Here is a 21,808-nt window from a genome sequence, read left to right on the forward strand (position 1 = left end):
GGGTTTCTCTGGTGTTGTCGCAAAAAGTTCACCATTGTGTCGCTGCTCTGTCATTGCAGACTGATATAACGATGCTGAGATAAAAGAGGTGAATTATGCTAAAGCAAACAACAGTTATTACAGACCAGACAACGAATCTGCACAGTAAGATTGAATTGAATTATCAGTCGATTATGCTTGAACTTGCTCAATATCTGATACGAAAGCCCTCAATTACTCCCTCTGACCAGGGATGTTGTGATTTGATTGGTGAGCGTTTGGAGTCTATCGGCTTCAAGCTCGAGTTTCTGAACAAGAATCGGGTATCGAACCTTTGGGCAAAGAGAGGTGGTGGGCATCCGGTGGTGGTTTTTGCCGGGCATACCGATGTGGTGCCACCCGGGCAGAATGCAAAGTGGGATACGCCGGCTTTTATTCCGGTGATTAAAGATGGCTTTCTGTATGGCCGTGGTGCATCGGATATGAAAGGGAGTCTGGCTGCGATGGTGGTGGCAGTAGAGCAATTCGTGACGCTTTATCCCCAACATCAGGGCGCAATAGGTTTTATGCTGACCAGTGACGAAGAGGGCATAGCTCTCGAAGGCACCAAGCATATTGTTGACACCTTGCTGGCACGTAATGAGGCGATCGATTGTGCTATTGTTGGCGAGCCAACTACAGAGCTCAAACTGGGTGATTCAATTCGTATTGGCCGACGTGGTTCTGTTAACTGCAAAATCACTTTGCACGGTAAGCAAGGGCATGTCGGTTATCCTGAGCAACTGATTAATCCGATCCATAAGTCATCGCGATTGATTCATAAGCTAGCCTCAAAACGTTGGGATATGCCAAGTCGATTTTTTCCTTCGACCAGTTGTCAGTTGGTCAAAGTGCACTCGGAAAGTGGTGCCATGAATGTCACACCGGCTGATTTGGAGTTATGCTTTAACTTTCGCTACTCGCCCAAGAACAGTTTTTCAAAGATCAAAGCCTACGTGGAAAAGAAAATAATTAAGTATGGTTTAAAGGCTGATATTGAGTGGGATCATGAAGCAGAACCTTACCTGACTAAACGAGGTTTTCTGCGTAAAAGTCTACAAAAGACCATTCAGAAAGAATGTGGTTTAAAACCAAAACTAACCACGGGTGGCGGTATATCGGATGGCCGTTTTATCAAGCAAATCGCCAAGCAGGTGATTGAGATTGGGCCAAGCAACAAAACCATACATCAGGCCAATGAACGAGTCAGCATTGCTGAATTGGATCAATTGCGACATTTGTATTTTAAATTATTAGAAGACCTGTTGCTGAAGTAGCAACAGGTCTTTTGGACTGGGTGACAATAAATGGCGACAAAAATATAAAACTAATCAATGTAACGTTTGCGCTTCTTATCTTTTAACTTCAGTAAGTCGATCCAGACCACGCTATCAATGCAGTCTCCAAAAGCTGGGTCTGTCCCAAAGTCATGAAACTCAACACCCCCCTCAATACACAGGTCACTGTATTGTTTAAAGAGGGTCGGAACATTACAACCCAGTTTGCCCAGCTCTGATTTCAACGCCGCAAAAGCTTCTTTCTCATCCATATGATTGAACAGCTTTTCCAGTTTGGCTTTTTGTACTGGCTTGATGCGGTAGGCATTGAACGAGCGCGCCAATAATAAGGGAGCACCATAAAATTTCTGGTAAAAGTAAATAATCAGGTCTTTGGCAAATGCTGGATAGTCATTGCTAAGACTAATTGGGCCAAACAAATAGCGGACATGCGGATTTTCTCGCAGGTAGGCGCCAATGCCGAACCATAAATAATCGAGGCTACGTTTGCCCCAGTAGCGCGGTTGGACAAAACTTCTACCGAGCTCCATGGCCATTGGGAATTTTTGACGCAACTGGTCTTCGTATCCGAACAGAGTTTCGGAATACAGTTCTTGCTCGGTTGGCAGCCGATTAATGTCGGCAATGCGGTAGCTACCGACTATTTCTAAATCATGCTCGTCCCATAACACGATATGTTTGTAATAATAATCGAACTTGTCGATATCACGACGGTTGCCTGTGCCTTCGCCTACCATTCGAAAAGCGACTTCTCGAAGACGACCTATTTCGCGAAGCAGAACAGAGTCAGAGGTATTTTCAAGCAGGTAAATCTTTTTGCCATCATGGGTTTGACCAATCAAGCGACAGAGACTTAACTCTTCTTTGAGCAATTGCTTTTTTTCGGGGTGTGCAATCGACTGCTCGGTTTCAAATAGCCCACTCTTGTTTTTCTTCAAGCCATAGAGGTGTTGTTTGAAGCGAGCGATACTGTCCTTGCTGGCCGGCGACATGCCGCTAAAAGAAGCGTAGGGTATTAATTTACCAACTTTCAGTGGCAGTGTTAGCGAGACATGCTTAAACATTTCACGTACTAACAACAAGGCGCTGACTGGTTTGGCAATCAGCGATAATCCATAAAAGAACTTGGAGTTTTTGCCTCCAACATGAATGGGTAAAATAGGCGCTTTCTTCTGTTTAGCCGTGCGCAGGAAACCAGAGTGCCATTTACCATCACGCACACCCTTGATAGATAAACGTGATACCTCACCAGCTGGAAAGAAGATCACTGCTTGTTCATTGTCCAGAGACTGATGGATTTGCTGAATTTTATCGCGGCTGCTTTGTCCGGTAATATTGTTAACGCCTAAGAAAAACGGACGCAGTGGTGCCATTGCCCCTAACAGTTCGTTAACCACGATTTTGACATCCTTGCGAACCGAGTGTACTAAAGCTAGTAACGCAAGCCCATCCAATGAGCCTAACGGGTGGTTGGCAATGATCACCACGCGCCCTGACACGGGGATATTTTCTAACGAGGAATTGCTGACAGAATAGCTTAGCCCCAAATGTTCATTGGTCTTTTCCAGAAAGTCGCAGGGTGACAAATGCTGGTTCTGCTTGATAAACCGATTGATTTCTTGCTCATGGAACAAGTTGGCGATAAGACGCGATACACCTGACTTAATGCGCGGTGATTGCTCCAGTTTGGGTAAGAGTTGCCCCACCAGGTTATTGCTATCTATCATAAGCATCGACTCCCAAATGAGTTGCTTGCTGTAAAACAGCCTTGTCTAAATATTTTTTCATGCTGGCTATTTTTTCAGCGCAAAGTGACAACAGCGTGGCAACCGTTAGAAACTTTTATGACACAAGAGCGCTTAACCGAACACCAGCAACTGGGGTAAAATTAAGCATTTCAGGGGCTTCCAGCTTGCTACTCGGCAAGCTGTGGCGTACCATACTGCGTTTTTTCGGGGTTTTTCCCTTCTTAAATAATTCAGGTTTCAGGCAGAAATACCTATGACAAGCAAAATGCGAAGCCACTACTGTGGCGAACTATCAAAAAACGAAGTAAATCAATCGGTTACATTGTCAGGCTGGGTTCATCGTCGTCGTGATCTTGGAGGGCTTATTTTTCTTCAGGTGCGTGACCGTAGCGGTTTGATACAGGTAGTGGTTGATCCTGACTTTAATGAGTTGTTTGCTACTGCAGAGCAGCTTCGTAATGAGTTTGTGGTTCAGGTCAAAGGCCAGGTGCGTGCTCGCCCAGATGAGATGGTCAATAAAAATATGACCACCGGCGAAATCGAGGTATTGGCGCAAGAGCTGACTATCCTCAATAAAGCACAGCCGCCAGCGATTCCTATTGATGAAAACCTGGAAGCATCAGAAGAACAACGGCTGAAATACCGTTACCTTGATTTGCGTCGTCCAGACATGGCGCAAAACATGATTTTCCGCCATAAAGTGACTAGTGCCATGCGCCGCTATATGGATGAGCATGGTTTTATTGATGTTGAAACACCGATTTTGACTAAAGCGACACCAGAAGGTGCGCGTGATTACTTGGTACCAAGCCGTGTACATAAAGGTTCTTTCTACGCATTGCCGCAATCACCTCAGTTGTTTAAGCAGTTGTTGATGATGTCCGGCTTTGATCGTTATTACCAGATCGTTAAGTGCTTCCGTGATGAAGACTTGCGCGCTGATCGCCAGCCGGAATTTACCCAGCTGGATATTGAAACCTCATTCCTCGATCAGGAAGAGGTAATGGCGTTGATGGAAGGTTTGATCCGTCATCTGTTCCAAGAACTTAAAGGTGTCGAACTACCAACGTTCCCGCGCATGAGTTATGCCGAGGCGATGGATCGTTATGGTTCGGACAAACCTGATTTGCGTACCGATATGGAGTTGTTCACGGTTGATGAAATTGTAAAAGACGTTGAGTTTAAAGTATTTGCTGGCCCTGCTAACGATGAACAAAGCCGTGTAGCGGCGCTTCGTGTACCGGGTGGTGCGCAATTAAGCCGTAAGCAAATTGATGAATACACTAACTTTGTCGGTATCTATGGTGCCAAAGGCTTGGCCTGGATGAAGGTCAACGGGCAGGGTGCTGAAAACCTGCAAAGTCCAATTCTGAAGTTCCTTGGCGACGACAAAGCATTAGCTATTGTTGAGAAAGTCGGTGCCCAAGAAGGCGACATTATCTTCTTCGGCTCGGACACCAAGCGAGTAGTAGCTGATGCTATGGGTGCATTGCGCCTTAAAGTGGCAGCGGACCTTGAATTGCTACGTGATGAGTGGAAGCCATTGTGGGTCGTCGACTTCCCAATGTTTGAAGAAATTGATGGTGAGATTCATGCCTTGCACCATCCATTCACTGCACCGAAAGAAAACGATGTGGCGGCAGTTAAAGCTAACCCAACTGAGACTTTGTCTAAAGCTTATGACATGGTTCTTAATGGTAGTGAAGTGGGGGGTGGTTCCATTCGTATCCACAATCAGGACATGCAGGAAACCGTATTCGATATTCTAGGTATTGATGAAACCGAGCAGAAAGAAAAGTTCGGCTTCTTATTGGATGCATTAAAATTCGGTTGTCCGCCACATGGTGGTTTGGCATTCGGTTTAGACCGCTTGGTTATGCTGATGGTCGGCGCAGACTCCATCCGTGATGTTATCGCCTTCCCTAAAACCACCACTGCCAGTTGTCCTTTGACACAAGCACCAAGCATTGTCGAAGAGAAGCAGCTGGATGAACTTGGTATTCAGGTTAAGAAGAAAGAGCAGTAATATCAATATTAATAGCCCAAAGACAAATAGCACTTTGGGCTTTTTAGTTGGAATTTATAAAGATTAAAAAAACGTGTAAGAGAAGGTTTATACCCAAGGGGGCAGACCCGACGAAACTCTAACGCGGCAAATTGAAATTTTATAGCGGAGCGTAAAAGTTAGCTCCGAAGTTACAGAAAGAAAAGTATAGGCTTGAAGATAAGAGAACGCTTTGGGCTAAACAATTTCGCGGCATAAAGTTTGAGAAAGAGCGGATTTTACATTCGCTAAATGACAAGCTGGAACAAACTTTATAACAAAGAAATTGTGACGACCAAAAGTTCGGGAGGAGTATGCAATGGCTGGTCACAGTAAATGGGCAAACATCAAACACCGCAAAGCAGCACAAGATGCCAAGCGCGGGAAAATCTTTACTAAAATCATTCGTGAGTTAGTAGTTGCTGCGAAAGAAGGTGGTGGCGATCCCAATGATAACCCAAGACTTAGAGCCGCCATGGACAAAGCGCTCGGCGCAAACATGAAAAAAGATACCATCGAGAAAGCTATTGATCGTGGTACCGGTAATGCTGAAGGCGACAACTACGAAGAGCTAACCTACGAAGGTTACGGTCCCGGTGGTGTTGCTATATTGGTCGAGTGCATGACCGACAATAAAAATCGCACCGTTGGCGAAGTTCGACATGCTTTTACGAAACATGGTGGTAATCTTGGCACCAATGGTTCTGTAGCATATCTGTTCGAGAAAAAAGGACAGTTCATTTTTGGCGATAATGTCGAAGAAGAAGCACTGATGGAAGCGGCATTAGAAGCCGGTGCAGAAGATCTTGTTGCCCACGATGATGGTTCCTTTGAGCTTCAAACGGCACCCGAAGATTTCCTTGATATTAAAGAGGCGTTAGTCAAAGCAGGTTTTAAGCCAGAAAACGCAGAAGTCTCCATGTTGCCATCGACCCAAGCTGAATTGGACGTTAATGATGGTGCTAAAGTGATTCGTCTGGTTGATCGTCTAGAAGAGTTGGACGATACGCAGAATGTTTATACGAACGCTGATATTCCCTCTGAATCTTACGACCTCGTCTAGAAGCTCCTATTCTTTGGAGATACTTCGTTAAAGTGATTGTGAAACTAAGTCATTTACAATTAGTAAACTCCTGAGTTTCACAATCATTTTGCCTCGTCCTGCCTTCGCTTAGAGAGCTTCTAATCGTTAGAGGTATATTCGATGCGGCTTTGTTGAAAGCACCTCATCATCATCTAAATCATTTCCAGATAGGTCTACTTCTTCAATATTTCGTTCAATGAATTTTTGTTCTGAATAAGTGGAGCCTCGCTGATCCAGATACTCACTATTTATAGGTTGGATTAGCAGAAGGCGTAACCCAACATTGGATTTTCGGGCAGACACGCAGATCTTCCCCTACCTTTATCCAAACCATCTCCTTTTCTGCCGCCTTGACCATTGCTCCTAGAAAAAGTCTAATAGGCGATTGAATATAAGCATCTTTTTATCTGTTTGGAGCTTTAATGCCTATCATCCTTGGAATTGACCCTGGCTCACGCCTGACGGGCTTCGGTATTATCGAAGTTGGCGGTCAAATTCCGGCGAATAAGCCTCGCTACATCACCAGTGGCTGTATTCGCATCAAGCAAGAAACTTTGGATTTAAAACTGAAGCAGATATTTGATAGTGTGTGTGAGTTAATTCAGGAGTTTAAGCCTGATGAGTTTGCCATTGAGTCGGTGTTTCTGTCGAAGAATGCAGACTCGGCTTTGAAACTGGGTCAAGCACGCGGCGCTGCGATTGTGGCGGCCAGCCATTATGCTTTGCCAGTTTCAGAATATCCTGCAACAAAGGTCAAGCAATCTGTCGTAGGAACTGGTGGAGCCGATAAATCCCAGGTTCAGCACATGGTCAAGGCCTTGTTAAAATTACCTACCAGCCCTCAGGCTGACGCGGCTGATGCTTTGGCAGTGGCTTTGTGTCACGCCAATACCTCGCAAGGGTTAATTCAGTTGAAGGGTGCTAAAACAATAACCAGAGGACGTTTACGTTGATTGGAAGAATACGCGGTACATTAATCGAAAAAATCCCTCCTTTCGTCATTATCGAAACCAGCGCTGGTGTCGGTTACGAAATCCAGGTTCCGATGACGACTTTTTACCAGCTGCCAGAAGAGGGTGAACAAGCCATTCTTTCAACTCACATGTCGATCTCAGAAAACTTGCATGCGCTTTATGGTTTTATCAGCACTAAAGACCGCGCTTTATTTCGTGAGCTGATTAAAGTGAATGGCGTAGGTCCTAAACTGGCTCTCGGTATTTTATCTGGCATGGAAACGGATGAGTTTGTGATGACAGTGCATGATGGCAACGTGGATCGCTTGGTTAAGTTACCCGGGGTCGGCAAGAAAACGGCGGAGCGCTTGTTGGTTGAGATGTCAGACCGTCTTAAAGATTGGTCAATTAGTGCCGGTCTGCCATCAAGTAAGCCTTCTGATGCCTCCATTGCTCAAGTAGCTAAAACAGATGCATCACAAGAAGCGGTCAGTGCATTGATTGCACTTGGCTATAAACCACAGATTGCTAGCAAAGCAGTGGCTCAAGTTGCTCAGGATGACGTTAAGAGTGAAGAGCTTATTCGATTAGCCTTGAGGCAACTGGCGAGTTAAGAATTCATGTTACTTAAACCACTAACAATTATATTGGCTTTATTGCTGCTGCAAAATCCTGTAGGAGCAGAGGAAGATCCTGTTCGCATGAATGCCGAAAAGCGTTATGAGGAATTTGAAGTCAATGACTGGTTTGAGGAAGAAGCGGTTAAAGCGAAATTGAAACCACTGTTTGACATTATTGAGCAAGAAGAACTGCTGGATGATAACAGTCAATTTTATTATGCAGTCGACCTTTATGATGCTGGCGAAAAAGAAAATGCCTTTTACTTTATGTATCGTTTAGCTCAATTGGGTTATAGCGTACCGCAATTTTATATTGCTTATATGTACTCCGCTGGTGAAGTGGTTGAACAGGATTATGAAGAAGCTGTTTTCTGGTACCTACTGTCTTCAATGAATGGAGAGGTTGATGCACAGCTTAATTTGGCCTACCTGTTTTATTATGGTGAGGGTGTCCAGGCGGATTACGAAGAGGCTATTTATTGGTTCAGCCAGGCTGCTTTTAATGGCGATCCCGATGCTCAATTCGAACTTGGCTATATTTATGACATAGGACAGGTTGTTGAAGAAGACAATTTCAAGGCGATAGAGCTCTACAAAATGGCTGCACGAGCAGACCATATGGCTGCCACATATTATTTAGGTTTATCCTATCGGGATGGTGATGGTGTTGAAAAGAACTTGCAAACTGCCTACGACCATTTCAAAAAAGCTGCAGAATTAGGACATCCAACCGCCATGAACGAGGTTGGATATAGCTATTTAAATGGAATTGGGGTCAATAAAAACCCACAAAAAGCATTTGAGTGGTTTATAAAAGCAAAAGAGCAAGATGAAATTAATGCTTACTTCAACCTGGGCTTAATGTATAGCAAAGGTATCGGAGTCGAAAAGGATTATAAAAAAGCACTGGATCACTATATGGTTGCCGCTAAAGCTAATGATGCGGAGTCATTATTTTACGTGGGTTATTATTACGAAAAAGGCATGGGTACTGGTAGAAATATCCGAAAAGCGGTCTATTGGTACGAACGTGCAATCAGCCATAATAGTTTTGCAGCAATGAATAATCTGGCTACGATTCATTATAATTTTAATGGCAGGTGGAAAAATAAGAAAAAGGCTCAAGAGCTTTGGCAACAGGCTGCCGAGCAAGGCTATGTCTTGGCACAGTTCAACCTTGGAGCTTTATACGAGACCGGTGAGCCGGGTGTTAAAAATGAACAAAAGGCTTTTGAGTGGTATTTGAAAGCTGCGCAACAGAATGATGGCGAATCACAGTATAAAGTGGCCCAGATGTTCTTTGAGGGAGTGGGCACCGAAAGGAATACCGAGCAATACCGTTATTGGTTACAGCAGGCTGCTGACAACAACTATCAAAAGGCGATTGATGACTTGCAAGCTCTCAACCAAAAAACTTCCTTGGGTGGTAAATAGGGCGAAATAGAGAGAAGTAAAGGCGCCCCAAAGAACGCCTTTAATTTGTGTCGATTAAGATATGCTTTTTAACGTTTGCAATAAAGCTTCCGCTGCTGGTTTTGAAGATGCAGGATTCTGTCCGGTAATGAGTAACCCATCTTGAGTAACGTATGGCTCCCAGTCATTGCCCTTGCTGTAGTTCGCGCCTTGCTCCTTAGCCACAGACTCCAGTAAAAATGGTACAACAGTTTCCAAGCCTACTGCTTTTTCTTCACTGTTGCTAAAGCCCGTAAAAGACTTGCCTTTAACCAATGGCGAACCATCGCTATTTTTAGCTTTTAATAGAACCCCTGGTGCGTGACAAACTGCTGCAACGGGTTTGTTGGATTGAATCATTTGTTCTATAAGATTGATAGAGTGTTCATCATTCGATAAGTCCCAAAGCGGACCATGCCCTCCGGGATAAAAGACAGCGTCATAATCATCTGCAGTAATGTCCGATAATTTTGTGGTATGCGCTAGTTGTTTCTGAGCTTGCTGGTCTTTTTTAAATCTTTCAGTTGCTTCAGTTTGCGCATCGGGTTCATCGCTTTTGGGATCGAGAGGAGGTTGCCCGCCGTTAGGTGAGGCAAGCGTAATTTCTACGCCGGCATCTTGTAGCGTGTAATAGGGCGCTGCAAACTCTTCTAACCAAAAGCCTGTTTTATTGCCGGTGTCACCCAGCTGGTCATGTGAGGTGAGAACCATTAGTACTTTCATCGAAACCTCCGTAGAGTAATTTGGATTGATTCCATAAATCTAAATGAGTTCAAGATATGGATAGAATAAAAAGGTAAGTGTAGCGTGATTAAAGTAGATTATGTGTGAATAGAGTTTATTTGCGACACTTTTTACGTTGACGCTTGTTATTGAACATATTCTGATCCGCTATTTCAAGTAACTCATCCACATCATCGGTATCATCAGGAAAAATGGCTATACCAAAACTGGCACCTAGCTGGAACTCTTTACCATCCTCATGCATAGGTTTATCCAGCGAGTCCGTTAAGTTAGTCACAACAACCTCTGCTGATTTTTTGTCATCGACTGGAGATAAGGTAATGGCAAACTCATCACCACCGAAGCGGGCAACTGTATCGGAGCTTCTTATTTTTCCTAGGAGTCTTTCAGCAAGTGTTTTTAAAGCTTTATCACCAATATGATGCCCATGATTGTCATTCAAAATTTTCAGGTCATCCATATCAATTGCGATAACTGCGACTTTGCTGCCATCACGTCTAGCGTGTGCGATATTCTGGTACAGGTGATCCATAAATAAAGCACGGTTGGCAATGCCTGTGAGTTCATCTTGAGTGGCGCGGCGGAATAATTCATCCTGAGCATAGTACTGAGCATGAAACATGGTAGTGGCGACCAGTTCTGACATGTAAGCTATGATTTTCAGCTCTGCCATCGAAAAAAAGTTTGGTTTCTTAGAGACAACCTTCAACACTCCTACCACTCTATTTTCATGGAATAATGGGAAGACAATCATCGAACGGTGGCCAATGGCGACTCGGGAAACTTGATCGACCCTGGAATCATTTTCGGTATCGTTGGCAATTAGTGCCTTCCTGCTTTTGATAGTGATGGATGACATGTTATTAGCACTATCCCGCCTGACTCCGTAATAATGAGAGGCAATACCAGAAGCAGCCCTGATGACCATTTCATTATTTTCGATCAGTTCAATAACGGCGCCATCCGCGTTGGTTAGCATTTGAGACTGTTGAGCGGCTTCTTTAAGAATTGCTCCAAAATTGATGCCAAGGCGGGCAATAGAGGTTTGAGCATGAATAATTTCTTCAAGCTTCTTATGGGAAAGCAGGGTGCTTTCAATTGTGGCATCGTTACATTGGAACTGCATCCTTAGCTCCCTGATATGATTACAGAATCTACACCAACCACTATGGTACAAAGTGATTATGCCTGTCAAATGTGTAATCTCGAATATCATGGTGAGATCAATAATTGCATCGCTGAGCAAGTGTCATTAGAATTTACGACAATCCACTCAATTTCAGGTGTCTCCAGTGAACTATTACGAATCTCAACCAATAATGCCCAAAAAACTCATGGTTATAGTAACCCTGCTGTTGGTCTTTCTATCAGCATTATTCGGGTATTCGTTTTATGAACAGGAGTTTATGGATAAGCCAGTACCAGCTAATGCCATAGCTAGCCACTGGGCGCTGTTAATTTGTGCGGTCACTGCCTTGGTAGCCTGGTATGTGTCGAAAATTGCCATTATTACTAAGGTTGATGATGAACATCTTTTCGTCAGTTTAGGCAAGTTTGGCAAAACCAAAGTGGCGCTTAAAGATATTGAGTCTGTCGAAGATAAGAAAGGCAACCCTGCGACCGAGTTTTTAGGCTATGGCTACAGAGTGAAACTAAAAAAACTGGGATACATTGGGCGTGGTAAGGAAGCCATCGAGCTTAGGATTAAAGACCAGAAACGTATTCTTGTCATAACAACCGATAATGCCTCTTCCTTGAAAGAGGCACTTAAAGGTTAGAATCAGGGGCTACTTCAGAGTTACTTCAGATCATCGGCATTCATTCGCCACATCTTGACTGGGCCAGAGAGTTGGTCGTTGATTTTCCACTTCCCGGTCAGAACTTTATTCTGAACATCGACCGATAATGTGTATTGAAGCGTGCTGCCACTTTGATACACTTTGGTAAAGGATAGCGTTGTTCCCTGAACCGAAGCATTAACCGCTTCAGCAAATTGAGCGTAAACGTCTGGATTGCTCGGCGCTGGCTCCATTATTATGGCGTTAATTTGCTCAGGAGTTTGCTCGAACACTATGGAAAATGTGTTGGCAGGTGGGGTATTTGATGTTCTTGAGTCGTAATCATAATAGCCGACCCACAAACCCGATAAGAAGTTGGAGGGGATATTACTCACAGCCTGAGGCTTGTTAGCATTATCCAGCATCTGCTTGAGCTTTTCTTTGTTAGAGTCAGCCGCGAGGGAATCGCCGCTGAATAAAGCAAGAAAGCCAAAGACAACTAACATTAATGCGCTTTTAGGAAATACCATATTACCCCCAATAAGATTCTTGTTCGAATAATGACAAGGCTCAGTCTAGCATTGGAATGGGGATAGGGAAATAATCAGCTGAACTTGGAGCTTACTGGCAGTGGCAATAAGCTCCGGGTTAGAGCATCAGGCTTCTTTCTTATCTTCCGCCTTTTTAACACGGATTATGCTGCCATCAACGTTACGGCCATTAAGATTCTTGGTTGCCGCTTTGGCTTCGCCGATTTTTGGCATCTCAACAAAACCGAAGCCTTTCGAGCCGCCAGTAGCTTTATCCATGATTAAATTGCACCATTGAACCGTGCCGAACTCTTCGAATAGTGCTTTGACTTGCTCTTCGGTAGTGGTGCGGGCGAGATTTCGAACTAATAATTTCATTGGGAGAATTGGTTGGTGTATATATACCGCATCATACCATTGGACAGCTTAGTTTTACTATAACTATAGGTTGGATTAGCAAGGCGAAATCCAAAGCCAATGACACTAAATTAATGGAAAATCCCAACCGCCAGCTCCACCCAGAGCAGCAAAAACGCTAGAGCAATAACAATTATCGAGATCAATCGATAAGGTGGTTTCTTGGTCATTATAAGAACCAGCTCAATGGCCAGGCCTGCGCCAAGCAATATGATGCCGAACACCAGAAAGTCCAATTTATCCCAGTTAAACTCATCACTGAATTGATTAGCTGTCGCTGCGCTTAGCATCAGCAGGGCTGCGATAATCCAGTAGGTGGTGCGTATTGTATTGGTTTTCATGTCATAACCTATTTCATGGGGTGTTCTGAATAGTGACTTTATTCATCGCTTTCCTTCCGGATCATAATTGCATTAACTTCTGGATCTGTGGAGAAAGCAAGGAGTACATGACTGCCGCTTGAATTTATTGCCAGAGCATTGATAGGCAACTCATTTGACTGGAGGCTCTGAGAGTACTCAATAACTTGATCTCGTTTTACTCCCTTAACTTTTGCCAGACACATTCTAGGAGAGCACTGTAAATTATTGAGCTGTGCTGTACCCTGAATATGGAGCGGACTGGTGTTAAAGAAATGTTGATACTTGACCTTGGTTTCATAGCTGTACTCAGGCTCGTAATAAGACTCTTCCAGTTTATATAGAGCTTGGTCGAAGGCTTTAGGATCAGACATTAATTTAAATATCTCATTCGAATCAAGGGCTCCGTTTTGTTCAAGAGAATCTATTAATTTAACAATGTCTTCATCTGTATTACTGACTGGAGTTGAGTCAATAGCTTTATTAGCAGGGCTTGGTTCGGAAACACTCTCGGGATTATTACTAGGTAACTCAGAAGTTTCGATGACTTCTTTAGTTTTAGATACTTCTAATTGGCTTTGAGTGATTTCGGCCTTTTGTGCAGTCGACTCTTTGGAGTTTGTGTAAAAATAAACACCTGCAAGTATGGCAATTATTAATATTATCCAAATTATAGTTTTCATGGTTTATATCCTTTTGATTTTATTAATTCACTCTGATCTAGTTCATTCCACTAGGTATAGATATCCAAAGAGTATTAATCCAATTAAGCCCAAGGCTAAAGCAAGAAATAAAAACAGCATTGAATAAAAGACAAAAGGTCGCTCTTCTTTATAGTATGGCTTTTGAGATAGGTGAACCATAACAAGTTTATAGCGAGTAGCAATATAATAATTATAGATGCAGCCTATTGGGGTAACTATTAACAGTCCCAGAAAGACTGCAAGGTCATAGTGAATATCAGTAAAAGTATTGGCCAACAGAGTAACAGCGGGTATTAGTATTAATAAATAGTATTGTCTTTTGACTTCTTTTTTATATAAATTAAGTCTTGAGGATTTTGTTTTCATAAGCTCTTTCAAATAAGGTCTTGGAATTTTGATGTAAGGGATTATTAAATAATAAGCATGCGCTGATTCTCTAATTAACTATTAGTTTCTTCGCACGACAGCTCCCAATGCTCTTCACTAGAAGCATTTCCCTTCTTTATACAACCGTCTAGGTAAGCTAGAGCCAATATCATTTTATAGTTTGCTTTTTTTGATTTGCATAACTCAGCTGAACGGTAATTTAATATTTTTTGTACTCGGTTGGTGCTCCAGTTTACTCCGGTATAAATAATTACCTTAAACTTTCTTTCAGAAAGTTTTTCCTCAGAATAACCTGTAGTAAACCCACACTCATTTTGAACCGCAACCTGGGGGGGTATAAGCACATGCATACAAAAAAAGAGTTATGAGCATTAAAAATGTAAGTTTTAGCTTAGGATGTCCCATCATCACATTAGCGATATTTTTTTGATTTCAAACGATACTAGCAAAACCAGCGGTTTGTGGGAAATTTTACTGGGACATCAAGATCTCGCCATCGCTGCTGATTCTGATTGTACTGCTTTGGCTAAGCCTTATAATGGCTGCAATTTCTATCAACTGATATTTCCATGCTATTTTTCGAGAATACGGCGCTTCGCCGTGGCAAAACTGTTTTATTCGAAGATTCGAGTTTCATTATTAATCCTAGAGATAAGGTCGGGGTGACGGGTGCTAATGGTACCGGTAAATCGTCTTTATTTGCTTTGATTCGTGGTGAGCTGGAGGAGGATGCGGGTAATTTCTCGATGGCGGGCGGTATTACGATTTCCAGCGTGCGTCAGGAGACGCCGTCGGTTGAAGCGCCTGCGTTGGAGTATGTGCTACAGGGTGACGAGGAGTTGTGTGACATCGAGGCGGAGCTGGCTCGATTAGAGGAAAGGGCGGTTTCGGGTGATCATAATGACGCGGATGGTCAACGGGTGGCTAAACTGCATCAACGGCTGGATGAGATTAATGGCTACTCGGCGCGTGCTCGCGCTGGTGCTTTAATGCATGGTTTGGGTTTTAGCGCAGAGCAAGAGTCGTTGCCAGTGTCGAGTTTTTCGGGTGGTTGGCGGATGCGCTTGAATCTGGCGCAGGCTTTGATGTGTCGTTCTAACCTTTTATTACTCGATGAGCCGACTAACCACCTGGATATGGAAGCTGTGATCTGGCTGGAAAACTGGCTTAAAGCTTATCAGGGTGCTGTGCTTCTTATTTCTCATGACCGCGATTTTCTTGACCGTACCATTAATCGTATTGCCCATATCGAGCAGCAGAAGGTTACGCTGTATAGCGGTAATTATTCTGACTTCGAAATTCAAAGAGCCGAGCAGTTAGCGCAACAACAGTCACAATTTGAGCGTCAACAAAAAGAAATAACCCACATGCAATCCTTTGTCGATCGCTTTAAGGCCAAAGCTTCGAAAGCCAAGCAGGCGCAAAGTCGACTTAAGGCTTTGGAACGCATGGAAAAGATTGCCCCAGCCCACGTTGATTCGCCATTTGATTTTGCTTTCCCTGAATTAGGCCACTTGCCGAGTCCTTTGCTGCAACTGAAAGAAGCGGATGCCGGTTATCAAGTCGATGGTGGTGTTAAAAAGATTTTATCGGGCGTTGGTTTTTCATTGATGCCTGGCGATCGCATTGGCTTGCTGGGTAAAAATGGTGCCGGTAAATCGACCTTGATTAAGGTGCTGGCTGACGAGCTGCAACTATTGGCGGGCGAAAAAGTATCTGCTAAAACGCTCAACATTGGCTATTTTGCTCAGCATCAGTTGGAGCAGCTGCATCCACAAATGTCGCCAATCCAGCATTTTCAACGCGACTACCCCAAAGCAACCGAACAAGAGTTGCGCAACTTTCTAGGCGGTTTTGATTTTAATGGCGATAAAGCGCTTGAGCCGGTTGCTCCGTTTTCGGGCGGTGAGAAGGCGCGCCTGGTGCTAGCCATGCTGGTTTATGCAAAACCCAACTTATTGTTACTGGATGAGCCAACTAACCACCTGGATCTTGAAATGCGTCATGCCATGACCATTGCTTTTCAGAGTTTCGAAGGCGCCATGGTACTGGTATCGCACGATCGGCACATGCTGCGAACCGTGTGTGATGATTTGTATCTGGTGGCTGATGGCAAGGTTGCGCCTTTCAAAGGCGACCTTGACGATTATTCCCGTTGGTCATTAGAGGATACCTTGCAGCAAAAGAATGCGGCTAGCGGTGCTAACAATGCGGAATCAGGCGAACAGACTGAGTCCTATAAGAGTGGTGCTGACAGTGAGCTTTCACGCAAAGAACAGAGAAAGCTCGAAGCAGAAAAGCGCAAGCAGCTACAACCGCTGAAAAATAAGCTGAGAAAACTTGAGCAAAAATTAGACGAATTACAGCAGAGAAAGGTTAAGCTGGATGAGGTTATGGCTGATCCGACGCTGTATGAAGAAAGCAACAAGCCCAAACTGGTAGAGTTGAGCGGTGAATATTCGCAAGTTAAGGACCAGTTAGATCAAGCTGAGGAAGAGTGGCTCGAGCTGCAAGAGCAATTAGAGTAAGGGATTTAGCCGAATTATGACCAATTATGGAAATCGCGAATGGCGTGGTTCCATAAGTTACAGACACTTGGTAGACTAGCTTCACGTTATTTATCCGTAGTGCCTTTGCACGAAATCCAATGATTGAGCATGACCGCATCATCGCACCATCTGAGTTTGCTGACGAAGATCAGTTTGATCGCGCTATTCGCCCGACCACGTTAGGTGAATATGTTGGACAGGAAAAAGTCCGTGAACAGATGGAGATCTTTTTAGGCGCAGCTAAAAAGCGTCAGGAAGCATTGGATCATGTATTGATCTTTGGCCCTCCAGGCTTAGGTAAAACCACCTTATCCAATATCATTGCCAATGAAATGGGCGTGGGCATCAAGCACACTTCCGGCCCTGTGCTGGAAAAAGCAGGCGATTTAGCTGCCATGCTGACCAATCTTGAGCCTAATGACGTTCTATTTATTGACGAAATCCACCGTTTAAGTCCCCACATCGAAGAAGTGCTCTATCCTGCGATGGAAGACTATCAGTTGGATATCATGATTGGTGAAGGACCGGCGGCGCGTTCGATTAAAATTGATCTGCCACCTTTTACTTTAGTCGGTGCTACTACTCGCGCAGGACTTTTAACATCGCCATTGCGTGATCGTTTTGGCATTGTGCAACGGCTAGAATTTTATAACTTAAAAGATTTAACTCATATTGTGATGCGCTCTGCGCGCATTCTGGATTTGCCGATTGAAGAGAAGGGTGCTGTGGAAATTGCACGCCGTTCTCGCGGCACGCCACGGATTGCTAACCGTCTGTTACGACGGGTTCGAGATTATGCGGAAATCAAATCTGATGGCGTCATTACTCAAGATATCTCCGACCGTGCCTTGGATATGCTCGACGTTGATCATAAAGGCTTTGACATGATGGACCGCAAATTATTGCTGACCATTATTGAGAAGTTTGCGGGTGGCCCAGTGGGGCTTGATACGTTGGCGGCAGCTATTGGCGAAGAGCGCGATACGATTGATGAAGTGTTGGAACCTTTTTTAATCCAGCAGGGTTTTATTCAGCGAACGCCACGTGGTCGAATCGCTACCAAACTTGCCTATCAGCATTTCGAGATTATTCCTCAAGATCCCGACCTGTTTAACTAATTTACTCAATATATAAGGGAAATTTGCCAATGCCATTGCAGATTTTTCGAGATGCTATTAACACTATTTACTATTTGAAACGTTATAATACTGGGTCGCAAAAATAATGAGTGTGCGTGAATTTATTTGGCCTGTTAGAGTCTATTACGAAGACACTGATGTGGCAGGCGTGGTTTTTTACGCCAATTATTTAAAGTTTTATGAGCGTGGTCGTACAGAGTGGCTTCGTTCTTTGGGGTGGGAACAGGATATCTTGATCGACAAGGGCTTAGCTTTTGCTGTTGCTCATGTGGATGCCAAATACCTCCTTCCGGCCCGTTTTAATGACAAGCTTCTGATCAAAACACGAATTGCCAGCGTTCGTAGAACCAGTGTGATTTTTGAACAGGAAGTGGTCACTGATGATGAACAACAATTAGTAGTAAATAAAGCAACAATACGCGTGGCTTGCGTTGATATGAAAACCATGAAACCTGCTGCCATGCCTGACTATTTAAAAGAGGAGATAGCTCGTGACTGGTGCTGAAACGACGACAACAGTTCTGTCAACGTCTGAAGATCCGATGTCGATTGCCAACCTGTTTTTACATGCCAGTATTCCGGTACAGGCCATCATGGTTTTGTTATTAGTAATATCGGTTATTTCCTGGGCAATGATTTTCCAACGTTCAAATGTCCTTAACAGAGCCGCCAGAGAAAGTAAGAAGTTTGAAGACCGATTCTGGTCTGGTATTGATTTAGGCAAGCTTTCCACTGATTTATCCCAGCGTCAAAAGCCGGTTACCGGTTTGGAATCCTTATTTCAAGCTGGTTATCGCGAATTTATGCGTTTGCGTCAGCAGAGTGGCGTCAGCCCTGAGGCGGTGATGGATGGGACTCACCGTGCGATGCGGGTGGCTCATAGCCGTGAAGTGGAAAAACTTGAACGCAACTTATCATTTTTAGCAACCGTTGGTTCTGTGACACCTTATATTGGTCTGTTCGGTACTGTATGGGGCATTATGAATTCCTTTATTGCACTTGGTGCAGTCAAGCAGGCAACTTTAGCGATGGTTGCTCCCGGTATTGCCGAAGCATTGATTGCGACAGCGATGGGTTTGTTCGCGGCAATTCCAGCGGTTATTGCCTACAACCGATTCACCAATCGCCTGCAACGCATCGAAACTCAGTATGAGAATTTCCTCGAAGAATTCTCCGGCGTGTTACACCGTAAAGCGCACAGCTAGGAGTCATCATGAATCAACTGGTTCGTAGAGAGCGTCGCCGACCTAATGCTGAAATTAACGTCGTACCTTATATCGACGTGATGTTAGTGTTGCTGGTGATCTTTATGATTACCGCACCACTGATTACTGCAGGTATTGATGTAGAGTTGCCCAGTGCCCATGCTGAGCCCATTTCACCGGATGAATATGACCCGTTTGTGGTCGGTATTAAAGCTGACGAGTCGTTTCACATGGATATTGGTTCGCGACAATTCCGTGATTTAACCTTGGATGAATTGATGACCTTGATTGCCAGAGAGCGTGAAAACTCTCCGAACTCTCCGATTATGATCAAAGGTGATCGCAGAGTTCCTTATGGAACAGTGGTTGAGCTGATGGATGAGCTGAGACAGCAGTTTGGTGTGGAAAATGTCGGTTTAATGACCGACGCATTGTAATAAACGATTAGGTATTTATTAGTGTCAGAGAAAAAGAACATCGTTCCTATTATTTTATCTATAGCAGTCCATGTGATTGTTATTGGATTACTGGTGTTCAATTTCGCCTGGGATGATGAGGTGGATGTTAAGCATGAATATGTGGATGCGCCCATCAATGCCAAAATAGTGACAGCTAAAGAGTTACCAAAGCCTGACGCGAATGCCATCAAGAAACAACAGGAAGCTGAGAAGAAACGCTTGGAAGAGGAGCGTAAGAAACAGCTGGCGAAAGAACAGGAGCAAAAGCGTCTTGAGGCGGAAAAACAGCGTCAGGAACAAGAAAAGCTCGAACAGCAAAAGCAAGAGCAGCAAAAGCAAGAGCAGTTAGAGCAAGAGAAGAAAAAGGCGTTGGCTGCCGAGCAACAAAAAAAGCTTGAAGAAGAGAAAAAACAGAAAGAGTTAGAAGAGCAACAACGTAAAGAGGCTGAAGAAAAGAAACGCCTTGAAGAAGAACAACGTAAGAAAGCTGAAGCAGAACGTAAGCGTAAGGAAGCTGAAGCAGAGAAAAAACGTAAAGAAGAAGAGCTCAGAAAACTTGAAGAAGAAATGGCAGCTATGGATAACGAATTCTTTGAAGCGCAGCGTGATACTGTTCGACGAGGACAAATAATGTCTGAAGTTGAGAAGTTGACCGCATTAATTACTGCCAAAATTAAGCGTAATTGGTATCCACCAAAAACTGCAGGAGCCTGCTCAATCAAAATCTCAATGGGACCGGGTGGTGTTGTACTACAAACTGAGGCTTTAGGTGGTGATTACGATTATTGTGAGACCGGTAAAACAGCCATTACACGTTCGTCACCATTACCTGCTTCGGATGACCCTGAGGTCATGAATGAGTTACGTGAAATGACGATTGTATTTGATCCCAGCTTTAAAGATTAAAGCTTAAAAAGTAAAGTTTAAAAAATTAAGGCTAAAGCATGAAACATATTTTAAAAACGATAGCGATTATCAGCATCAGCCTTATGGCTTTGGCCAGCAAGGCTGAGATTCAGATTTATATTACTGAGGGCCGCTCCGATGCGAGGCCTGTTGCGGTGGTTCCTTTTAAATTTGAGTCTGAATCTGCAGTACAGGCGCAACCCCCGTTTGATTTTGCCAAAATTATTGCTGATGACTTACGTCGTAGCGGTAAGTTTAATCCAACTGAAATATCAAAATTACCACATCACCCTTACTCTATTGATAAAGTGAATCTTGAGCAATGGCGTGAGCTGGGTGTTGATGGCGTGGTCTATGGCACAGTGAGCCAGACGACTTCTGGCAACTATTTGGTGTCATACGATTTGATAGACCCTTTTAATGACAAAGCGATTTTTAGTGCCAATATTGAAGATGGTAGTTACCCTTTAATTCCTACTTCTTCGCATTTAATGGTGTTGAAAACAAAGGTTGTTGATAACGACAACTTCCGTTGGGGTGCACATATTGCTGCCGACGAAATTTATGAGGCTTTAACTGGCGAGCGCGGTGCTTTTGCGACTCAGATCGCCTATGTTGAAGTTAATCGCAATGATCCGCGCCCTTATCAATTATTTGTTGCAGACAGTGATGGGTTTAATGCCAAGCGAATTTTTGCATCACGTAGCCCTATTATGTCGCCAACCTGGTCACCTGATTCTTCTCAATTAAGTTACGTAACATTTGAGAATGGCCGTTCGGAAATTGTCATTCAAGACATTGCATCAGGACAAAGAGAAATTGTTGCCAGCTATAAAGGCTTCAACAGTGCTCCTGCGTGGTCGCCAGATGGTTCAAACATGGTGGTTGTACTGTCAAAGGATGGAAATCCGGAGCTATATTTGCTAGAACTAGCAACCAAACGATTACAAAGACTTACCCGACATTATGCGATTGATACCGAGCCATCGTGGGCTCCAGACGGAAAAAGTTTGATCTTTACCTCAGATCGAGGAGGTAGACCACAAATTTATCGCATTAGACTTGCAGATAAGAAGGTAGACAGGGTAACCTTTGAAGGTATTCACAATGCAGGTGCGGAGTTTACACCGGATGGTAAAGGCATTGTCATGGTTCATCAGGCCAATGGCTCTTACCATATCGCAGCTCAGGATTTAGCGACAGGACAGTTAACGGTTTTAACAAAGACCACACTCGACGAGTCGCTATCGATTGCACCCAACGGCAGTATGATCATTTATTCAACTGTTGATGGCGGGCAAAAAGTTCTTAGTGCGGTTTCAATGGATGGACGTTTTAAAGCAAGGTTACCAGCGACGGTTGGGGAAGTTAAAGCACCCGCCTGGTCGCCTTTTATTTTATAAGTTAATAACAGT

At 43.9% G+C, this 21,808-nt stretch carries 22 protein-coding genes; 14 read left to right on the forward strand and 8 right to left on the reverse strand.

Translation table 11 applies throughout. The features are described 5' to 3' along the window. Nucleotides 1-95: 95 nt before the first annotated feature. Nucleotides 96-1,295: a succinyl-diaminopimelate desuccinylase gene (dapE, locus tag ACN0VI_RS05415; RefSeq protein WP_417446032.1), complete on the forward strand. Its 1,200-nt coding sequence runs from the start codon at nucleotides 96-98 to the stop codon at nucleotides 1,293-1,295. Nucleotides 1,296-1,345: 50 nt separating this feature from the next. On the opposite strand, the gene ACN0VI_RS05420 is transcribed toward dapE, so the two are convergent. Then, nucleotides 1,346-3,043 carry a lysophospholipid acyltransferase family protein gene (locus ACN0VI_RS05420; protein WP_417446033.1) on the reverse strand — a complete coding sequence of 566 codons (1,698 nt, stop codon included), beginning with the start codon at nucleotides 3,041-3,043 and terminating at the stop codon, nucleotides 1,346-1,348. A gap of 286 nt (nucleotides 3,044-3,329) precedes the next feature. Here ACN0VI_RS05420 and aspS point away from each other — a divergent pair, with 286 nt between their 5' ends. From aspS to ACN0VI_RS05445, 5 genes are all read left to right on the forward strand, one after another. After that, a complete protein-coding gene (gene aspS / locus ACN0VI_RS05425; RefSeq protein ID WP_417446579.1) occupies nucleotides 3,330-5,090 on the forward strand; it encodes an aspartate--tRNA ligase in 1,761 nt (586 codons plus the stop codon). Nucleotides 5,091-5,427: 337 nt separating this feature from the next. Continuing rightward, nucleotides 5,428-6,171, forward strand: a complete 744-nt coding sequence (locus ACN0VI_RS05430; RefSeq protein ID WP_331891290.1) for a YebC/PmpR family DNA-binding transcriptional regulator — start codon at nucleotides 5,428-5,430, stop codon at nucleotides 6,169-6,171. A gap of 443 nt (nucleotides 6,172-6,614) precedes the next feature. Next, nucleotides 6,615-7,145, forward strand: coding sequence for a crossover junction endodeoxyribonuclease RuvC (gene ruvC / locus ACN0VI_RS05435; RefSeq protein ID WP_331891289.1), 531 nt, complete (start codon nucleotides 6,615-6,617; stop codon nucleotides 7,143-7,145). Continuing rightward, entirely contained in the window at nucleotides 7,142-7,759 is a 618-nt protein-coding gene (gene ruvA / locus ACN0VI_RS05440; RefSeq protein ID WP_331891288.1) for a Holliday junction branch migration protein RuvA, read from the forward strand. Before ruvC ends, ruvA begins: the two co-directional genes overlap by 4 nt. 6 nt (nucleotides 7,760-7,765) lie before the next feature. Continuing rightward, nucleotides 7,766-9,199 carry a tetratricopeptide repeat protein gene (locus ACN0VI_RS05445; RefSeq protein ID WP_417446034.1) on the forward strand — a complete coding sequence of 478 codons (1,434 nt, stop codon included), beginning with the start codon at nucleotides 7,766-7,768 and terminating at the stop codon, nucleotides 9,197-9,199. Nucleotides 9,200-9,253: 54 nt separating this feature from the next. On the opposite strand, the gene ACN0VI_RS05450 is transcribed toward ACN0VI_RS05445, so the two are convergent. Together ACN0VI_RS05450 and ACN0VI_RS05455 are read right to left on the reverse strand one after the other, a co-directional pair. Beyond that, nucleotides 9,254-9,940, reverse strand: coding sequence for a type 1 glutamine amidotransferase domain-containing protein (locus ACN0VI_RS05450; RefSeq protein ID WP_417446035.1), 687 nt, complete (start codon nucleotides 9,938-9,940; stop codon nucleotides 9,254-9,256). A gap of 115 nt (nucleotides 9,941-10,055) precedes the next feature. After that, nucleotides 10,056-11,087 (reverse strand): diguanylate cyclase domain-containing protein, encoded by a 1,032-nt coding sequence (locus ACN0VI_RS05455; protein ID WP_417446036.1) that lies wholly within the window; start codon nucleotides 11,085-11,087, stop codon nucleotides 10,056-10,058. Nucleotides 11,088-11,253: 166 nt separating this feature from the next. Between ACN0VI_RS05455 and ACN0VI_RS05460 the strand changes: the two genes are divergently transcribed. Continuing rightward, the gene (locus ACN0VI_RS05460; RefSeq protein ID WP_417446037.1) at nucleotides 11,254-11,739 is read left to right on the forward strand and encodes a hypothetical protein; all 486 of its coding nucleotides are present in this window, start codon (nucleotides 11,254-11,256) and stop codon (nucleotides 11,737-11,739) included. 20 nt (nucleotides 11,740-11,759) lie between these two features. Here ACN0VI_RS05460 and ACN0VI_RS05465 read toward each other — a convergent pair whose 3' ends face one another. The 5 genes from ACN0VI_RS05465 to ACN0VI_RS05485 form a co-directional block, all read right to left on the reverse strand. Continuing rightward, complete coding sequence (locus ACN0VI_RS05465; RefSeq protein ID WP_417446038.1) at nucleotides 11,760-12,269, reverse strand: hypothetical protein; 510 nt, start codon at nucleotides 12,267-12,269, stop codon at nucleotides 11,760-11,762. A gap of 126 nt (nucleotides 12,270-12,395) precedes the next feature. After that, nucleotides 12,396-12,647: an RNA-binding protein gene (locus ACN0VI_RS05470; RefSeq protein ID WP_331891278.1), complete on the reverse strand. Its 252-nt coding sequence runs from the start codon at nucleotides 12,645-12,647 to the stop codon at nucleotides 12,396-12,398. A gap of 110 nt (nucleotides 12,648-12,757) precedes the next feature. After that, nucleotides 12,758-13,027: a hypothetical protein gene (locus tag ACN0VI_RS05475; protein WP_417446039.1), complete on the reverse strand. Its 270-nt coding sequence runs from the start codon at nucleotides 13,025-13,027 to the stop codon at nucleotides 12,758-12,760. Between the two features lie 38 nt (nucleotides 13,028-13,065). After that, nucleotides 13,066-13,728, reverse strand: a complete 663-nt coding sequence (locus tag ACN0VI_RS05480; protein ID WP_417446040.1) for a hypothetical protein — start codon at nucleotides 13,726-13,728, stop codon at nucleotides 13,066-13,068. A gap of 42 nt (nucleotides 13,729-13,770) precedes the next feature. Next, nucleotides 13,771-14,115 (reverse strand): hypothetical protein, encoded by a 345-nt coding sequence (locus ACN0VI_RS05485; RefSeq protein WP_417446041.1) that lies wholly within the window; start codon nucleotides 14,113-14,115, stop codon nucleotides 13,771-13,773. A 590-nt stretch (nucleotides 14,116-14,705) separates the two neighbouring features. Here ACN0VI_RS05485 and ACN0VI_RS05490 point away from each other — a divergent pair. From ACN0VI_RS05490 to tolB, 7 genes are all read left to right on the forward strand, one after another. After that, nucleotides 14,706-16,664 carry an ATP-binding cassette domain-containing protein gene (locus tag ACN0VI_RS05490; protein ID WP_417446042.1) on the forward strand — a complete coding sequence of 653 codons (1,959 nt, stop codon included), beginning with the start codon at nucleotides 14,706-14,708 and terminating at the stop codon, nucleotides 16,662-16,664. Between the two features lie 119 nt (nucleotides 16,665-16,783). Further along, complete coding sequence (ruvB, locus tag ACN0VI_RS05495; protein WP_331891271.1) at nucleotides 16,784-17,803, forward strand: Holliday junction branch migration DNA helicase RuvB; 1,020 nt, start codon at nucleotides 16,784-16,786, stop codon at nucleotides 17,801-17,803. A gap of 106 nt (nucleotides 17,804-17,909) precedes the next feature. After that, a complete protein-coding gene (gene ybgC / locus ACN0VI_RS05500) occupies nucleotides 17,910-18,329 on the forward strand; it encodes a tol-pal system-associated acyl-CoA thioesterase (protein ID WP_331891270.1) in 420 nt (139 codons plus the stop codon). Then, on the forward strand, nucleotides 18,316-19,029 hold the full coding sequence (tolQ, locus tag ACN0VI_RS05505; RefSeq protein ID WP_417446043.1) for a protein TolQ: 714 nt from the start codon (nucleotides 18,316-18,318) through the stop codon (nucleotides 19,027-19,029). The genes ybgC and tolQ overlap by 14 nt, the downstream gene beginning before the upstream one ends. An 8-nt stretch (nucleotides 19,030-19,037) precedes the next feature. Continuing rightward, nucleotides 19,038-19,466 carry a protein TolR gene (gene tolR, locus ACN0VI_RS05510; protein ID WP_331891269.1) on the forward strand — a complete coding sequence of 143 codons (429 nt, stop codon included), beginning with the start codon at nucleotides 19,038-19,040 and terminating at the stop codon, nucleotides 19,464-19,466. Between the two features lie 21 nt (nucleotides 19,467-19,487). Next, complete coding sequence (tolA, locus tag ACN0VI_RS05515; RefSeq protein ID WP_417446044.1) at nucleotides 19,488-20,393, forward strand: cell envelope integrity protein TolA; 906 nt, start codon at nucleotides 19,488-19,490, stop codon at nucleotides 20,391-20,393. Between the two features lie 38 nt (nucleotides 20,394-20,431). Next, the gene (gene tolB / locus ACN0VI_RS05520; protein ID WP_417446045.1) at nucleotides 20,432-21,796 is read left to right on the forward strand and encodes a Tol-Pal system beta propeller repeat protein TolB; all 1,365 of its coding nucleotides are present in this window, start codon (nucleotides 20,432-20,434) and stop codon (nucleotides 21,794-21,796) included. Nucleotides 21,797-21,808: the final 12 nt, after the last annotated feature.

It is taken from the genome of Kangiella sp. (assembly GCF_048265365.1).
GTDB lineage: Bacteria > Pseudomonadota > Gammaproteobacteria > Enterobacterales > Kangiellaceae > Kangiella.

Excerpts from the sequence above, each read along its gene's own strand:
- dapE (WP_417446032.1), top strand. The coding sequence starts at position 96 with ATGCTAAAGCAAACAACAGTTATTACAGACCAGACAACGAATCTGCAC.
- ACN0VI_RS05420 (WP_417446033.1), bottom strand. The coding sequence starts at position 3,043 with ATGATAGATAGCAATAACCTGGTGGGGCAACTCTTACCCAAACTGGAG.
- aspS (WP_417446579.1), top strand. The coding sequence starts at position 3,330 with ATGCGAAGCCACTACTGTGGCGAACTATCAAAAAACGAAGTAAATCAA.
- ACN0VI_RS05430 (WP_331891290.1), top strand. The coding sequence starts at position 5,428 with ATGGCTGGTCACAGTAAATGGGCAAACATCAAACACCGCAAAGCAGCA.
- ruvC (WP_331891289.1), top strand. The coding sequence starts at position 6,615 with ATGCCTATCATCCTTGGAATTGACCCTGGCTCACGCCTGACGGGCTTC.
- ACN0VI_RS05445 (WP_417446034.1), top strand. The coding sequence starts at position 7,766 with ATGTTACTTAAACCACTAACAATTATATTGGCTTTATTGCTGCTGCAA.
- ACN0VI_RS05450 (WP_417446035.1), bottom strand. The coding sequence starts at position 9,940 with ATGAAAGTACTAATGGTTCTCACCTCACATGACCAGCTGGGTGACACC.
- ACN0VI_RS05455 (WP_417446036.1), bottom strand. The coding sequence starts at position 11,087 with ATGCAGTTCCAATGTAACGATGCCACAATTGAAAGCACCCTGCTTTCC.
- ACN0VI_RS05465 (WP_417446038.1), bottom strand. The coding sequence starts at position 12,269 with ATGGTATTTCCTAAAAGCGCATTAATGTTAGTTGTCTTTGGCTTTCTT.
- ACN0VI_RS05470 (WP_331891278.1), bottom strand. The coding sequence starts at position 12,647 with ATGAAATTATTAGTTCGAAATCTCGCCCGCACCACTACCGAAGAGCAA.
- ACN0VI_RS05475 (WP_417446039.1), bottom strand. The coding sequence starts at position 13,027 with ATGAAAACCAATACAATACGCACCACCTACTGGATTATCGCAGCCCTG.
- ACN0VI_RS05480 (WP_417446040.1), bottom strand. The coding sequence starts at position 13,728 with ATGAAAACTATAATTTGGATAATATTAATAATTGCCATACTTGCAGGT.
- ACN0VI_RS05485 (WP_417446041.1), bottom strand. The coding sequence starts at position 14,115 with ATGAAAACAAAATCCTCAAGACTTAATTTATATAAAAAAGAAGTCAAA.
- ACN0VI_RS05490 (WP_417446042.1), top strand. The coding sequence starts at position 14,706 with ATGCTATTTTTCGAGAATACGGCGCTTCGCCGTGGCAAAACTGTTTTA.
- ruvB (WP_331891271.1), top strand. The coding sequence starts at position 16,784 with ATGATTGAGCATGACCGCATCATCGCACCATCTGAGTTTGCTGACGAA.
- ybgC (WP_331891270.1), top strand. The coding sequence starts at position 17,910 with ATGAGTGTGCGTGAATTTATTTGGCCTGTTAGAGTCTATTACGAAGAC.
- tolR (WP_331891269.1), top strand. The coding sequence starts at position 19,038 with ATGAATCAACTGGTTCGTAGAGAGCGTCGCCGACCTAATGCTGAAATT.
- tolB (WP_417446045.1), top strand. The coding sequence starts at position 20,432 with ATGAAACATATTTTAAAAACGATAGCGATTATCAGCATCAGCCTTATG.